Origin of the sequence: Hymenobacter sp. GOD-10R, from assembly GCF_035609205.1 — a bacterium.
Lineage (GTDB): Bacteria > Bacteroidota > Bacteroidia > Cytophagales > Hymenobacteraceae > Hymenobacter.
Map to the genome: position 1 here is coordinate 4880451 of NZ_CP141184.1, position 14711 is coordinate 4895161.

14 protein-coding genes are annotated in these 14711 nt (G+C 54.9%); 9 read left to right on the forward strand and 5 right to left on the reverse strand.

The features are described 5' to 3' along the window. Nucleotides 1-212: 212 nt before the first annotated feature. Nucleotides 213-902, forward strand: a complete 690-nt coding sequence (locus SD425_RS19365; protein ID WP_324671654.1) for a PKD domain-containing protein — start codon at nt 213-215, stop codon at nt 900-902. Nucleotides 903-971: 69 nt separating this feature from the next. On the opposite strand, the gene sppA is transcribed toward SD425_RS19365, so the two are convergent. Together sppA and SD425_RS19375 are read right to left on the reverse strand one after the other, a co-directional pair. After that, a complete protein-coding gene (gene sppA, locus SD425_RS19370; RefSeq protein ID WP_324671655.1) occupies nt 972-2735 on the reverse strand; it encodes a signal peptide peptidase SppA in 1764 nt (587 codons plus the stop codon). 98 nt (nt 2736-2833) lie between these two features. Next, complete coding sequence (locus SD425_RS19375) at nt 2834-4177, reverse strand: replication-associated recombination protein A (RefSeq protein WP_324671656.1); 1344 nt, start codon at nt 4175-4177, stop codon at nt 2834-2836. Nucleotides 4178-4238: 61 nt separating this feature from the next. Here SD425_RS19375 and SD425_RS19380 point away from each other — a divergent pair, with 61 nt between their 5' ends. The 4 genes from SD425_RS19380 (at nt 4239) to SD425_RS19395 (ending at nt 7710) form a co-directional block, all read left to right on the forward strand. Next, entirely contained in the window at nt 4239-5165 is a 927-nt protein-coding gene (locus SD425_RS19380) for a DMT family transporter (RefSeq protein ID WP_324671657.1), read from the forward strand. A gap of 203 nt (nt 5166-5368) precedes the next feature. Next, entirely contained in the window at nt 5369-6169 is an 801-nt protein-coding gene (modA, locus tag SD425_RS19385) for a molybdate ABC transporter substrate-binding protein (protein WP_324671658.1), read from the forward strand. A gap of 12 nt (nt 6170-6181) precedes the next feature. Further along, a complete protein-coding gene (modB, locus tag SD425_RS19390; protein ID WP_324671660.1) occupies nt 6182-6856 on the forward strand; it encodes a molybdate ABC transporter permease subunit in 675 nt (224 codons plus the stop codon). After that, nucleotides 6856-7710, forward strand: a complete 855-nt coding sequence (locus SD425_RS19395) for an ABC transporter ATP-binding protein (protein WP_324671661.1) — start codon at nt 6856-6858, stop codon at nt 7708-7710. The genes modB and SD425_RS19395 overlap by 1 nt, the downstream gene beginning before the upstream one ends. A gap of 47 nt (nt 7711-7757) precedes the next feature. On the opposite strand, the gene SD425_RS19400 is transcribed toward SD425_RS19395, so the two are convergent. After that, nucleotides 7758-7949, reverse strand: a complete 192-nt coding sequence (locus SD425_RS19400) for a hypothetical protein (protein ID WP_324671662.1) — start codon at nt 7947-7949, stop codon at nt 7758-7760. Between the two features lie 324 nt (nt 7950-8273). Between SD425_RS19400 and SD425_RS19405 the strand changes: the two genes are divergently transcribed. Then, nucleotides 8274-9095: an energy transducer TonB gene (locus SD425_RS19405; protein ID WP_324671663.1), complete on the forward strand. Its 822-nt coding sequence runs from the start codon at nt 8274-8276 to the stop codon at nt 9093-9095. Between the two features lie 84 nt (nt 9096-9179). On the opposite strand, the gene lpdA is transcribed toward SD425_RS19405, so the two are convergent. After that, nucleotides 9180-10574 carry a dihydrolipoyl dehydrogenase gene (gene lpdA / locus SD425_RS19410; protein ID WP_324671664.1) on the reverse strand — a complete coding sequence of 465 codons (1395 nt, stop codon included), beginning with the start codon at nt 10572-10574 and terminating at the stop codon, nt 9180-9182. Nucleotides 10575-10798: 224 nt separating this feature from the next. On the opposite strand from lpdA, the gene SD425_RS19415 reads away from it, so the two are divergent. Continuing rightward, on the forward strand, nt 10799-11020 hold the full coding sequence (locus tag SD425_RS19415) for a hypothetical protein (protein ID WP_324671665.1): 222 nt from the start codon (nt 10799-10801) through the stop codon (nt 11018-11020). A 160-nt stretch (nt 11021-11180) separates the two neighbouring features. Here the strand turns inward: SD425_RS19415 and SD425_RS19420 are convergent, their stop codons facing one another. Continuing rightward, the gene (locus SD425_RS19420; RefSeq protein ID WP_324671666.1) at nt 11181-12425 is read right to left on the reverse strand and encodes a geranylgeranyl reductase family protein; all 1245 of its coding nucleotides are present in this window, start codon (nt 12423-12425) and stop codon (nt 11181-11183) included. Between the two features lie 152 nt (nt 12426-12577). Between SD425_RS19420 and fabG the strand changes: the two genes are divergently transcribed. Further along, nucleotides 12578-13327 carry a 3-oxoacyl-[acyl-carrier-protein] reductase gene (fabG, locus tag SD425_RS19425; RefSeq protein ID WP_324671667.1) on the forward strand — a complete coding sequence of 250 codons (750 nt, stop codon included), beginning with the start codon at nt 12578-12580 and terminating at the stop codon, nt 13325-13327. Between the two features lie 193 nt (nt 13328-13520). Next, on the forward strand, nt 13521-14699 hold the full coding sequence (locus SD425_RS19430) for an MFS transporter (RefSeq protein ID WP_324671668.1): 1179 nt from the start codon (nt 13521-13523) through the stop codon (nt 14697-14699). The last annotated feature ends 12 nt before the right edge of the window (nt 14700-14711 follow it).

Consider the following 14711-nt stretch of genomic DNA (forward strand, 5'->3'; position numbering starts at 1 on the left):
GCACAAAGAAAAGCCTCGTTATTCACGAGGCTTTTTCTTTGACATTTAGTTGCTGTTATGCGCAGTATAGCTTCATAGAAAAGTGTTTCGTATCTCCGCCTATTAGTATAAGACAGAGTTATTCTATTTTCATATTTGAAACATCATTACACTGTCCGGTTTGTATATTCACAATACAGACAACATTCTAAGAATCTATATATCAGCCAACTATGAAATACAACCTATTGGTCCTAGCTTCAGTTGCATTGCTTGCTTCGTGCAAAGATGATACGGAACCTACCCCACCTCCTACAGCCGACTTTACAGCCCCCGAAAGCACTGAGCAGACAGTTGCCGTATCATTCCAAAACAAATCAAAAAATGCCCAACGGTACGTTTGGGACTTCGGAGATGGAAGTACGGGACAAGAAGACAACCCGACGCATACCTACACGACAGACGGCGTGTATTCAGTGAAATTAAAAGCCTTTGGTACGGAGAAGAATGACTCTATAACTAAGACTATCAAGATTGAGCCCTACAACATTTTTGCTCACACAAACTTACCTTTTGCAGGAACTTACGCTTGCAAAGTAGTGGATGTATATAGCGTATATCAATCACCTGCAATCCGAACTCGGCTGCCAGACCAAGATGTGGTAATTACGAAAGATGGGGTGAATACAATGCGGTGGAATAATTTAGTACTTAGTTACTTACCTAGCGACCGTAACTCCCCTCAAACTCCTTTTAACTCTAGGTATCAGTTTTACAACGCAAATACTTCAAGCTCGCCACGTGTTATAACTTATGCATCGTTCTACACATCAGGTGATAGTGCTTCTTTTAGCGTAGCAAAAACTGTTGGGGCAAGTAACAGTGGAACCACAACGTTCTACTATGGGAAACGACGTCCTTAATACCCCAGTCAAGAAAGCAAAGAGCCCCGTCTAAGACGGGGCTCTTTGCTTTCTTGACTGGGGTATTATCTATTGAATGCTCAGTTCAAACGGCAACCTAGCCTGTACACCCTGCATTTGTGTGAGCTTCTTATATTGCTCGTACATGGGATACATGGGGCCCATTTCCTGCTTGATCATCCGCAGGCGCGCTTCTTCGCCGAAGCTGTTGAATAGCGCCAAGAACGGGTTGGCGTCTTGCTTGGGCAAGTATTGCACCTTGTAGTCGTCGGTTTTCAGCTTAGCCCGGCGGGCCGCAATGCGCATGGCATCATCGAAGGAGCCTAGCACGTCGACGAGGCCGCGGGCCTTGGCTTCCTCGCCTGACCATACCCGGCCCGAAGCTAGCCGGCGCAGGCGCTCGACGGGCATGTGGCGTCCTTGTGCGGCTTTCGTAGTGAAGTCGGCGTAGATGCGGTCTACTTCTTTCTGAAGCTGTTGCTTTTCGAAAGCCGTGAGCGGCCTCGTGATGGTGGGCAGATCGGAGAACTTACCGGTCGTTACGCGGTCCGTCGTGACACCTAGCTTATCGCGCAGCAGGGGCTGAATGTTCGGCAACACGCCAAACACCCCAATGCTGCCCGTAATCGTGTTCGGGTGCGCCACAATGGTGTCGCAGGCCATGGCGATGAAGTAGCCGCCCGAAGCCGCCACATCCGACATCGAGCAGATGATGGGCTTCACCTTCTTCGTCAAGACCACCTCGCGGTAGATAATATCAGACGCCAACGACGAGCCGCCAGGCGAATTCACGCGTAGTACCACCGCCTTCACCTTATCATCTAACCTAGCTTTGCGAATGGCTTCCGCGAAGCGCGTACTCCCGATGTTGTCGTCGCCGCCTTTGCCCGTCACGATGTCGCCTTCGGCATACACGACGGCAATGCGGTTGCCGCTGGCGTCGCCATCTTCGTCTTCTGACTTAGTGTAGCGGTCGAGGCTGATCGTACTCAGCTTCTTATCCTTCGCAACGCCCACTTTGCCCTTCATGTAGTCGAGGGCTTGGTCGTAATAACCTAGGTCCGTTACCAAGCCAAGTTGCTTAGCATCATCAGCATTGTGCACCAGCATCGAGTCGCTGATTGCCTTGATGCGGTTTGGCGAAATACCCCGGGCTGTAGCCACGTGGCCAAGCATGAAGTTGTTGAGCGAATTCAGAAAGGACGTGGTTTGCAGCCGTGCTGAGTCTGACATGCTCTCGCGGAAGTACGGCTCCACGGCGCTCTTAAACGAACCCACGCGGAAGATGTAGGGCTCAATGCCGGCCTTCTCAAATAGGTTTTTGTAGTAATATGTTTCCGAGCTAAGGCCGTTGAACTCCAGCGTGCCTTGCGGATTTAGGTAGATTTTGTTGGCCACCGAAGCTAGGTAGTAACTCTTTTCGGAAGCCAAGTCATTGTAAGCCACCACGAACTTACCCGATTTCTTGAAGTCGATCAGTGCGTCGCGGACCTCTTCCAACGTCGCCATGCCAGCTTGCACCAGCTCCACGTTCAGGAAAATACCCTTGATATCGTCGTCGGTTTTGGCGCGGCGAATCGCCTCTTTGAGCTGATCGAGGCCCGTGCTTTGGGCATTGTCGCCGGTAACATAAGCGGCAAGGGAACCAGGATTTTCGCGCTCCGAAATGGGCTTGTCTAGCTTCAACTCCAGCACGGAGTTGGTGGCTACGGTCACGTCTTTTTCGGAGCGAGAGGCGCTGTAGGCTAGCCCAATCAGCACCACCACGCCGATTACGGCGAAAAGTACGAGGCCCACGATGGTGGCCAGCACGTACTTAAGAAATTGTCTCATTTAGTAAAGAAATAGGTAGATGGTAGCCTAACAAATGTAGAAGGCTTTGGGTGCTTTTCCGCGTGGTAAGTAGCGCGAAGCTCCTGCTTCGCGCTACATTAATAGCCGTACTTCTCGCCCCACCACTGCCGCAGCCGCTCGCGCAGCTTGGCCTCGCTGGCATTCTGGCCGGGCTCATAGAAGACGGTACCGCTCAGTGATTCGGGCAAAAACTCTTGGTAGGCGAAGTTGCCTTCGTAGTCGTGTGAGTACTGATATTCACTGCCGTAGCCCAGCTGCTTCATCAGCCGAGTCGGTGCGTTGCGCAGGGGTATGGGCACCTGCGCAACGCCTTGCTGCCGCACGAGCGAACGAGCCTGTTTGATAGCAAGGTACGACGCATTGCTCTTGACGCTGGTAGCTAGATATACCACCGTTTGCGACAGAATAATCTCGCTTTCGGGCATGCCAATAACGGTCACGGCTTGGAAGCAGCTTTGAGCTAGCATCAAAGCGTTAGGATTGGCGTTGCCCACATCTTCGGAGGCTAGGATGAGCAAGCGGCGTGCAATGAACTTGGGGTCTTCACCACCTTCCAGCATCACGGCCAGCCAATACACCGCTGCGTTGGGATCAGAGCCGCGAATACTCTTAATGAAGGCAGAAATAACGTCGTAGTGCATCTCGCCGCCTTTGTCGTAGCGAGCTAGGTGCTGCTGGGCTAGCTTTTGCACCACATCATCGGTAATGACGATTTCGCCCGTGGCGGGATCAGGGCGACTGGCTTCTACCACGATTTCGAGCAGGTTGAGCAGCTTGCGCGCGTCGCCACCCGAAATGGTGAGCAGGGCGCCATACTCGGCCATGCGCACCTTGCGCTGCTTCAGAATTTCATCTTCGGCCAACGCCTTGTCGACGATGCCGATGAGCACGTCTTTGTCGAGCGGCTCTAGCACGTATACCTGTGCCCGGCTTAGCAAGGCCGGAATGACTTCAAAAGAAGGATTCTCGGTGGTGGCTCCGATGAGCGTAACCACGCCCTGCTCCACCGCCCCGAGCAGCGCATCTTGCTGCGACTTACTAAAGCGGTGAATCTCATCAATGAACAAGATGGTATTGCGCTGCTTTTTGGCTCGGTCAATCACCTCGCGCACGTCCTTCACGCCCGCGTTGATGGCACTCAGGGCCGCGAAAGGCAACTTCAGTTCGTCGGCCAATAGGTGCGCCAAGGTGGTTTTGCCCACGCCGGGTGGTCCCCATAGAATGAGGCTAGGTAAGCGGCCCGCGTTCAGGTAACGCCGCAGCACGCCCTCGGGCCCTACTAGGTGCTGTTGGCCCGCGTAGTCAGCCAAGGTGTGGGGTCGTCGTCGCTCGGCTAGCGGGGCACCAGGACGCGCAGCCGTGGCGGCCGAATTGGTGGAAGAGACAGAAGAATCAGAATCGAACAGGGAACCAGTAGCCATATAACCTAGGTAAGGCGCAAAAGTAGGCGGTTGGGCGGTAGCCTGCGTACCTTTGCCGTTGATGAAAAACTCTTTACGCGTTCACGCAGCTTTATTCACAGCCGCTTTCATTTACGCAGCTAACTATAGCTTGTCGAAAGACGTGATGCCGCATTTTGCCCGGCCGTTCGGGCTAGTCACGTTGCGCGTAATAGGCGCCGCGCTGTTCTTTGGTATTCTGAGCCGCTTGGTCACGCAAGATCGTATTGTAGGCCGCGCCGATAACATTCGCTCCGTTCTGTGCGGCCTGATCGGCATTGCCTCCAATCAGTTGCTCTTTTTTTCGGGCCTGGAGCTTACTACGCCTATTAACGCATCGTTGGTTCAAACCGTATCGCCGATTGTGGTCGTACTTGCGTCGGCCATCTTGCTCGGCGAAAAGATCACCCGAGCGCGCGCGGTGGGTATTTTGCTGGCTGGCGTGGGCGCGGCTCTCATCATCCTAGGTCGTAAGACAGGCGCAACACCGGGCCAAGACACCCCCCTAGGCAACTTATATATCTTGCTCAACGCCACTGCTTTTGGGGTGTACCTAGTCATTGTGACGCCGCTTATGCGCAAGTACCATCCGTTCACGGTACTGGCCCGCATTTTTCTGATGGGTGCCTTGGCGGTAGTGCCTTTTGGTTGGCGCCAAGCTATGGCTATCGACTACGCGCACTTGCCCACGCTCATTTGGGCGGAGATTCTGTACATGGTTATCTGCCTGACTATCTTGGCGTATCTACTCAACAACTGGGCGCTCAAGTACGCCAGCCCCGCTCTGACGGGGGTATACATTTATTTGCAGCCGGTACTAGCCGTTATTATTGCCGTTGGGCTAGGCAAAGACTCGTTTACGCTGGAGAAAGCGCTGCAAGCCTCGCTGATTTTTCTTGGTGTATTCCTAGTGAGCCGCAAGCCCAAGCCGGCGCCTCCGGTAGCGTCGTTGGCATCGGCCCAGGACTGATGCCAAGGGCCATCCGCCGGTTCATGCCAACGGAGCGGTGGCCAGGACTAAACGTTAGCTCAACGAATGCGTTATATAGCAACGAGCATAACGCATGCGCTCCTTCTTTTTAGGGTAGCACACTGGGGTTTCCTGACGGTGCTCGTTGCTTTGTTGATTCTCAGCTGGCTGCTTATCGCCAGTTTTTTTGTCTTCTGCCTTTTATGCTTCGTTTGTACTGGTTCTTGTTTGCCCTACCTAGCTTGCTGCTGTTCACAGCATGCTCGTCGCCTCAAGAAAAACCCACTACTGCGGAATCAACAGCTCAGACTACTACGCTGCGGGTGGCTGCCGCCGCTGATTTGCGGTACGCTATGGATTCGCTCGTGGTGGTATTTGCTACCCAACAGCCCAACGTGCATCTGGATGTGACGTACGGCTCGTCGGGCAAGTTCTACGAGCAAATTCGCCACGGCGCGCCATTCGAGCTATTTTTCTCCGCTGATAGCGATTATCCGCGGCAGCTACAGGCGCAAGGACTCACAGCAGCAGCGCCCGTGCTCTACGCCCAAGGGCAACTGGTGCTATGGAGCAAAACACTAGACCCAGTATCCCAAGGTTTGCAAACGCTGTTGGACCCACGAGTGAAGAAAATTGCCATTGCCAACCCTGCCCACGCCCCGTACGGCAAAAAGGCCGTAGAAATTTTGCGGCACTATCAGCTTTACGAAAAAGTGCAGCCCCGCTTAGTGTTTGGCGAAAACATCGCTCAAACGGCCAACTACGCCGCCACGGGTGCCGCCGACGTGGGCGTACTTGCCCTAGCCCTAGCGCTGAGTCCGGCACTAAAAGCCCAAGGTCACTATTACTTGATTCCGCAGCAGGCTTACACGCCGTTGGAGCAGAGCTTTGTGGTGCTGAAAGGCGCAGCTGGGCATTTAGCCGCGACTCAGTTCTCCGATTTTTTAGCCAGCGCACCAGCCCGTACGGTGCTGCGTGCCTACGGTTTTACTCTTCCCCGTTAGCCTCTCCTCCCCTTGCAAGATTACTGGCAGACGCTGGCCTTGACGTTGCGCTTAGCGGCTCTTACGACCTTCCTGTTGCTGGGCATCGGCACGGCCCTAGCGTATTGGCTGGCCTATACTCGCAGTCGCATCAAGCCGCTAGCAGAAGTACTTGTGGGCTTGCCATTGGTGCTGCCGCCCACGGTGCTCGGTTTTTATCTGCTGCTAGCTTTCAGTCCAGATACCGGCTTAGGTCGTTTTTTGCAGCATACCCTAGGCTTGCAACTCAACTTCACCTTCACGGGTATTCTGGTCGGCTCGTTGTTTTATAGCTTGCCCTTTATGGTGCAGCCCCTGCAAGCGGGCTTCGAACGTCTGCCGCCCTCTTTGGCAGAGGCCGCCGCTACCCTAGGTAAGTCGCGCCTGACTACGCTGTGGCGGGTGCTGCTGCCGAACTGCAAGCCGGCGCTGCTCAGCGGCATTGTGCTCACCTTCGCTCATACGATCGGCGAATTTGGGGTAGTGCTGATGATTGGTGGCAATATTGCTGGCCAAACCCGCGTGGCCTCCATTGCCATTTACGACGCCGTCGAGAGTCAGCACTATGCCCAGGCGAATGCCTATTCGCTCGTGCTGGTAGGTTTGGCGTTATTGCTATTGCTGCTGCTCTCCTGGCTTACCAAGCGCCGACCCAATTACCCCGCCTGATGCTCGACTTTCACCTGATCAAAGCGCTACACTCGGCAGCGGGCCCTGCCACGCTGGACGTGCACCTAGCTATTCAACCAGGTGAGTTTGTGGCGGTATACGGACCCTCAGGGGCAGGCAAAACAACGCTGCTGCGGCTACTAGCCGGCCTGACGCGCCCCGATGACGGGTACTTGCGCACGGGTGCGCAGGTTTGGTACGATGAGAAGCGCCGCGTGTGGCTGCCGCCAAACCAGCGCTCTATTGGCTTTGTGTTTCAGGATTATGCATTATTCCCGAACATGACCGTGCAGCAAAACCTCACGTTTGCATTGCCTAACCGGCATGACCAAAAGATGGTGCCGGAGCTGCTAGAACTAACCGGGCTTGAAGCCTTAGCGCACCGCTACCCTCAACAGCTCTCGGGCGGGCAACAACAGCGGGTGGCGTTGGCGCGAGCCTTGGCGCGCCGCCCACAGCTGCTGTTGCTGGACGAGCCGCTGGCCGCCGTCGATTACCCTACGCGCCAGCATCTGCAACAGGCACTTAGCCACGCACACCATCAGTTTAATTTAACGACCATCCTGGTCAGTCACGATCCGGCAGAAGTGTACGCCCTAGCCGACCGAGTTGTCGAGCTAGACCTAGGTCAGGTCCGACAAGACGGTCCTCCGAAACTCTTAGCGCCTCCCGCGTCTACTCTAGTCCTCCACGCTACAATTATAGAACTATTACCCAATCAGCAAGCCCGGCTACGCTTAGGTACCGATGGCAGCACATTGATAGTAGCGTTGCCCAACGACGGTCATATATACCAACCCGGCCAGCCGCTTACACTTCGGCCTGCTAGCTGGGAGATTCGCCCTAATGCTTGAAGAGCAAGTCTTAAAACAGCAGCTTTATCTTTAGCCCCGTTCCTGCGTTAGCGACTTAGTCCTTTCGCATACTTATACACCATCATAATCATGGCAATAGCCTGGACAGCTAGTCCGGCCAATGCGAACAGGCCAGACCCGCTGATGTTCTGCCGCTTCAACAAGCCGCCAACTACGACTAGGGCAATACCAACCAGCAGGAACACAAACAAGCGTTGGTAAGAAGGAAATTTCTCCATACTTAATTGAAAAAGAAATCTGATGATGTCGGAAGCTACATGCTTACTGATATAGCTACTGCGAAGGTTACTACTGTTTGGAAGCCGGATAACTACTGAATGTCTACGGTAATCCTGATGCTACGAGCAAGTGATAACTTGGCTCGGATTTAGAACGCCACTGTAACTAGCTGTCGATCATATGTAAGTGCAATGGCTTTTTTTCGATATAGTACACTATTATTCTCATTTACCTACTGCTCAGCTTGTTTTGGGCAAGCTACGCCGGACGTTAGCAAATCCCACACAGTAGATGCTAGCTCGTCTGAAAGACTCGTCGAGGTAATGCCGGTTTTTCCGGGTGGGCCTAATCGGTTCCTTGATTTTCTGGCCGACAGTCTACACTATCCGCCGCTGGCCCTCCGCGACCGAGTGCAAGGGAAAGTGTACGTCTGTTTCACCGTCGACCCAACGGGCAGTGTTACTACTATCTTCGTCAAGCAAGGTCTTCGAGCAGATATAGATGCTGAGGCGTTACGCAATACGCAGCGGCTTATTCCCATCCATTGGCAACCAGGCACGCAGAACGGACGACCGGTGCCGGTGGTCTATACTGTGCCCCTCACCTTTTCCATCGCCAACCCACACATGCTCGCCGCGGATTCGCTGGACATAGCGCCGGGCCCAACGATTGTGCTACCTACCAGCGGCTGGCCGGCCAGCCGCGGCACCCTAGCTCCCGACAAAGGCCTGATCTATGGAAGTTGTGTACAGCGGCTAGGTTTCAGTAGCGGCGGCATGGGCCAGTATGTGCGTCTTCGTAATCTTGACACAGACAAGGTGTTTCGAATTTTGGTTAAGCCGCTGATGCGCAGTCGAGCAGAAAACGAATTTTGCGTAGCGCTGCCTCCCGGACGTTATGCCTTGCAGCAATACGAGTACAGCTACGGCATTGAGTCGCTACGAAAAGCGAGCAGGGGCGCAGTTACAGATACCCGCTACACGTTTGTCGTACTACCGGGAAAGCTCCACTACGTTGGTACTTGGAATTTTAGCGCCTTGCAGAAGCCCCGCTTCACAGATGATAAAGCTGCATTAGACGCTCAGCTTAGCAGCAACTACTCCAAGCTTCCTTTCACTGACGCAGTGAAGACGTTACCACAGTAACAGCTCATCACGTCCAGCTTGCACAAACAAAAGAGCCCCGAAACATACCGTTTCGGGGCTCTTTGCAGTAAAGCAAATGTTCTTTTACAAGTGAATCACTTCACCGTAAGCTGCAGCAGCTGCTTCCATAATGGCTTCCGACATCGTCGGGTGCGGGTGCACAGCCTTGATGATTTCATGGCCGGTAGTTTCGAGCTTACGCGCTACTACTACTTCGGCAATCATCTCGGTCACGTTGGAGCCGATCATGTGAGCACCTAGCCACTCGCCGTACTTCTTGTCGAAGATAACTTTCACGAAGCCATCTTTTACGCCGCCAGCGCTGGCTTTACCCGACGCGGAGAAGGGGAATTTACCCACCAGCACGTCGTAACCTTGCTTTTTGGCTTCGGCTTCGGTGAGGCCCACCGAGGCAATTTCCGGGGATGCGTAGGTGCAGCCGGGAATGTTCTGGTAGTTGAGCGGCTCGGGGTGGTGACCGGTGATGGCCTCCACGCAGATGATGCCCTCCGCCGAAGCAACGTGCGCCAGTGCCGGACCGGGAATGATGTCGCCGATGGCGTAGATGCCGGGCACGTTGGTGCGGTAGAAGTCGTCCACAATCACGCGGCCACGCTCGGTTTTGATACCTAGCTCTTCCAGACCGATGTTCTCAATGTTAGTCACCACACCGGCGGCTGACAGCACCACATCGCAGTCGATCTGTTGGTCGCCTTGAGCCGTTTTGATAGTCACTTTGCAGCCAGGGCCGCTAGTGTCTACTTTGGTTACCTCAGCGCTGGTCAGCACCTTGATACCCATCTTGGTGAAGGATTTCTCCATCTGCTTCGACACCTCTTCGTCCTCGATCGGCACGATGCGGGGCAGGAATTCTACCACCGTCACTTCCGACCCCATCGAGCGGTAGAAGTAGGCAAACTCAACGCCGATGGCGCCTGAACCTACTACTACCAAGCGCTTCGGCATTTGCTCCAGCGTCATGGCTTTGCGGTAGCCAATGATCTTTTTGTCGTCAATCGGCATGGCAGGTAGCTCGCGCGAGCGGGCACCAGTTGCCAGAATGATGTGCTTGGCCTCCACGGTTTCCTTGCTACCGTCGGCTTTCGTCACCTCCACTTTGCCGGGGGCGAGCAGCTTGCCCACGCCCGAAACGGTTTCAATTTTATTTTTCTTGAACAAGAAGTTGATGCCTTTGCTCATGCCATCGGCTACGCCGCGGCTGCGCTGAATCACAGCACCAAAGTCATAGCTAGCGCCTTCGACCTTCAGGCCGTAGTCGCTCGCATGGTTCATGTATTCAAACACTTGGGCACTCTTGAGCAGTGCCTTCGTCGGGATGCAGCCCCAGTTGAGACAGATACCGCCGAGCGACTCCCGCTCTACCACGCCTACTTTCAGCCCGAGCTGCGAAGCCCGAATAGCGGCTACGTAGCCGCCGGGGCCGCTGCCGATAACGACCAGGTCGTATTGCAATGCCATGTTAATTGTCTTGAAGAGAACAGATTAGTAAAGAGAACCGCGCCGGGCCGGGGCCGGGAGGCGCGACAAAGATAACCAGCGTTTGCTACCCACCATAACCTAGGGTCGATGGCTAATGTTAGAGCAGCTACAAAGTAGAAATGATCAATAGTTACCCCTTCAAACACTTCTGCTACGTAGAAAGTGCAAACCGGCCACCGGCGCCACCTTCTCACCATACCACGATGAAACACGCTTTACTTACCATACTTTCTGGGTTTTCTACGCTGCTGCTTACCACGCAGTGCGCCACCACCACCGAAGCCGAAAAACCAAGCCTAGAAGCGCGACGCGCCCTTCTCTCGGAGAAGCCTGAGCCCCGCGTGCGCGACTCCGTAGGTGTTGACACCACCGGCGCTTCCGCCACCGCACCCGACGCGAAGGTTTCGGCCACGCAGCGCCCCTAGCTTTTACTTTATCAAGAATTGTGGAACGTCATGCTGAGCTTGCCGAAGCATCTCGCGTGCTGACGTTGCGATAGTAATCTGATTACCATTGCACGCGAGATGCTTCGGCAAGCTCAGCGTGACGTTCACATTCTACTTTACATCTTACGTGAGCTATTCTCTATAGCTTCCCCCCAAATAGAAGCTTGAGGTAAAAGCTAGGTTGGCGCAGCCGTTCGCGCAGATCCAAATCGACGAACATGCTCGACAACGTCGCGGCTAATGTGGGGTTGTTCGTGGCGCGGTTGGCTATGAAGTTGAATAGCCATGGATAATTCAGCAGCCGCTGCATGGCGTGGCTCAGGCGTAGCTCCTGCCCGAGCCGACGGTACACAGCTGCATCGTACTGGCGCAGAAAGCTAGGGGTAACATCTTGAGCGGCCAGGGCCTTGGCTGCCCAGTCGGCTGCGTGGCGCCCACTGACCATGGCGTGGCTAATACCTTCGCCGGTAAACGGGTCGATGAGCGAACCGGCGTCGCCGAGCAGCATATATCCCTCGCCTGACAGCATCCTACGCTTTGAGCCGAGTGGCAGACCAAAGCCTCGGACCGGGCCTAGGCGCTCGGCATTCGCGAAGCGGTTTTTTAGTGCTGGGTGCGTCACGAGCATTTCGTTTAAACGTTCACGCAGGTTTACTTTTTTGCTCGAAACAGCCTCCGTCAGCATGCCTACGCCTACGTTGGCCTGCCCGTTTGGCAAAGGAAAGATCCAGAGGTACCCGGGCAAAAACTCTTCGAGAAAGTGTAGCTCAATGAAATTTTCCGCGTTCATGCCCGTCACGCCCTGGTAGTAGGTGCGCAAGCCGGCACAATGATGCGCCGGCTCTAGCGCATGCCCGGCTATTTGGCGGGCAAAAGCTGATTGCGCGCCATTGGCTACTAGTAGCAGCTTAGCCGAAATTTCGACAGCGCCATCGGCCGTACCTAGGTCCCAGCGGCCTTCCTTGGTGCACTCGTGACGTACGATGTCTACGCCTTCGAGCAGCTCAATTTCGGGACGGCGACGCACTTCCTCGATCAGAAAATTGTCGAAGTCGAGGCGCTTGGCGACATGGCCTACCACGTCGGTGGTGCCGCCAGTCGTAGGCTTGAAAGGGATGCTGAGCCGTCGGCCGTTTGGGGCAAAGAAGTCGATACCCCAGGCGGGCACTTGCATGGGCGAAGCGGCGAGCTTACCCGGCAGATCGGCACCAATGCGGCGCAACTCCATGATGACTTTGCCGCTGAGTGCGTCGCCGCAGATCTTATCCCGCGGAAAGGTGGCACGGTCTACCAGAAGGCAGCGGTGGCCGGCGTTAGCTAGGTGCAGGGCGGCGGTAGCGCCACCCGGTCCGGCCCCAAGAATGCAAATGTCGACTTCACGCATGAACAATAGCAGTTAGCTGATAGCCATTGGTGGCTAGCGTCTCAACCATAACAGCGCTGCAAGCTACGCACTTGATTGCTTTGCCCAGACTTTCTACAAAAGCTAGCGGCTAACAGCCGGATGCTAACAGCTCCATTTACTACCTTCGCCGCATGACAAAAATGCTCGACGGAAAAACCGCCCTCGTCACGGGCGCTTCCAAAGGAATCGGCCGCGCTATTGCGGCGCATTTCGCTCAGCTAGGTGCCAATGTGGCGTTCACCTACCTTTCCAGCGTGGAAAAAGGCCAGCAGCTCGAACAGGAACTGGCGGCGTACGGCACCAAAATCAAAGGTTTCCGCTCCGATGCTTCCGACTACGCCCAGGCTGAAAAGCTAGTCGACGATGTGGTAGCCGAGTTCGGCAAGCTAGATATTCTAGTAAACAACGCTGGCATCACGCAAGATGGCTTGCTCATGCGCATGAGTGAGCAGCAGTGGGATCAAGTGCTGAACGTGAACCTCAAGTCGGTTTTCAACCTCACCAAAGCGGCCACTAAGCCTATGATGCGCGCCAAAGCAGGCAGCATCATCAACATGACATCGGTCGTGGGCATCAAAGGCAACGCCGGCCAGGCCAACTACGCCGCTTCGAAAGCGGGCATCATTGGCTTCACCAAATCGGTGGCCTTGGAGCTAGGTTCGCGCAATATCCGCTGCAATGCCATTGCGCCCGGCTTCATCGAAACCGAGATGACCGGCGCCCTCGACCCCAAGCAAGTTGACGAGTGGCGCAAGGCTATTCCGCTCAAGCGTGGTGGCTCGCCGGAAGATGTTGCCAAAGCCACGGCTTTCCTAGCTTCGGATGATTCCGCGTACATCACCGGCCAAGTGTTGCAGGTCGACGGTGGCATGCTGACCTAGGTTTTTCTTTCCTTTTTCTGAACAAGATTAAAACGTGTCGGGTTGTTAGGCCTTGGTTAAAAGGGCTTGGCAACCCGACACTTCGTTGTGTGTAGCGCGAACTCAGTCGTTCGCGTATCGCCGCACCATCCATCTAGTCGTCGTTCTGCGATACGCGCGCTCCAGAGTTCGCGCTACAATCAATCTGTTTCTAATGAAATCAAAACTTGCACTTGTGCCCCTCACGCTAGGCGGGCTCGGCATCGGCATGACCGAGTTTGTCATGATGGGTATTCTGCCGGATATCGCTCACGCCATGCACATTTCCATTCCTACGGCGGGGCACTTCATCTCGGCGTATGCACTAGGCGTGGTGGTAGGGGCGCCGCTGCTGGTGGCCCTCACGGGCAAGCTGCCCCCAAAACAGATCCTGGCCTTGCTCATGGGCTTGTTTGCGCTAGGCAATGGGCTTTCGGTATTTGCACCTAGCTACGGCATCATGCTCCTAACGCGCTTTATTTCTGGCCTGCCGCACGGCGCCTTCTTTGGTGTGGGTGCTGTGGTAGCCGGACGCTTAGCAACACCGGGCAAAGAAGCGCAGGCGGTGTCCATCATGTTTGCCGGGTTGACCATCGCCAATATTATCGGCGTACCCATCGGCACCTACCTAGGGCATAACTTCAGCTGGCGTATTCCTTTCGTGCTGATCGTAGTGGTGGCGTTGGTAACCGTAGTAAGCGTGCGTCGCTTGCTCCCCGATCTGCCGGCCAAAAACACGCGCCTGCAAGATGAGTTTCACGCTTTCACCAAGCTAGAGCCCTGGATGATCATTGCCATTACGGTGCTCGGCAACGGTGGCTTTTTCGCGTGGTTCAGCTACATCGTGCCGCTGTTTACGGAGGTAGCAGGCTTCAGCAACAATGCCGTGACGTTTCTGATGGTGCTGGCTGGCGTGGGTATGGCTTTGGGCAATATCCTAGGTGGCTGGCTTACCGACCGCATGTCGCCGCTGCGCGCTACCACGTGGCTGCTCATGGCTATGACGACGGCCTTACTCGTCATCCCCATTGCAGCCCACCATCAAATCCCTACCATCCTGATGACCATCCTGACGGGTGGCCTAGCTTTTTCAACTGCAGCCCCTATTCAGATGCTAATGATTCGGGCGGCGAAAGGCTCCGAAATGCTGGCTTCTTCGCTGAGCCAATCGGGCTTTAACACGGGCAACGCACTCGGAGCCTACCTAGGTGGCTTGCCGATTGCGGCCGGCCTTGGCTACACCTCGCCGGAACTGGTAGGTGCTGTTATGGTCGCTGGCGGTATTCTGTTTTGTATCGGCTTGATTCTCAAAAGACGCAAGCAGGTGCAGCAGTTGGAGCTGGTAGCAGGGTAAGTTTTGATAACC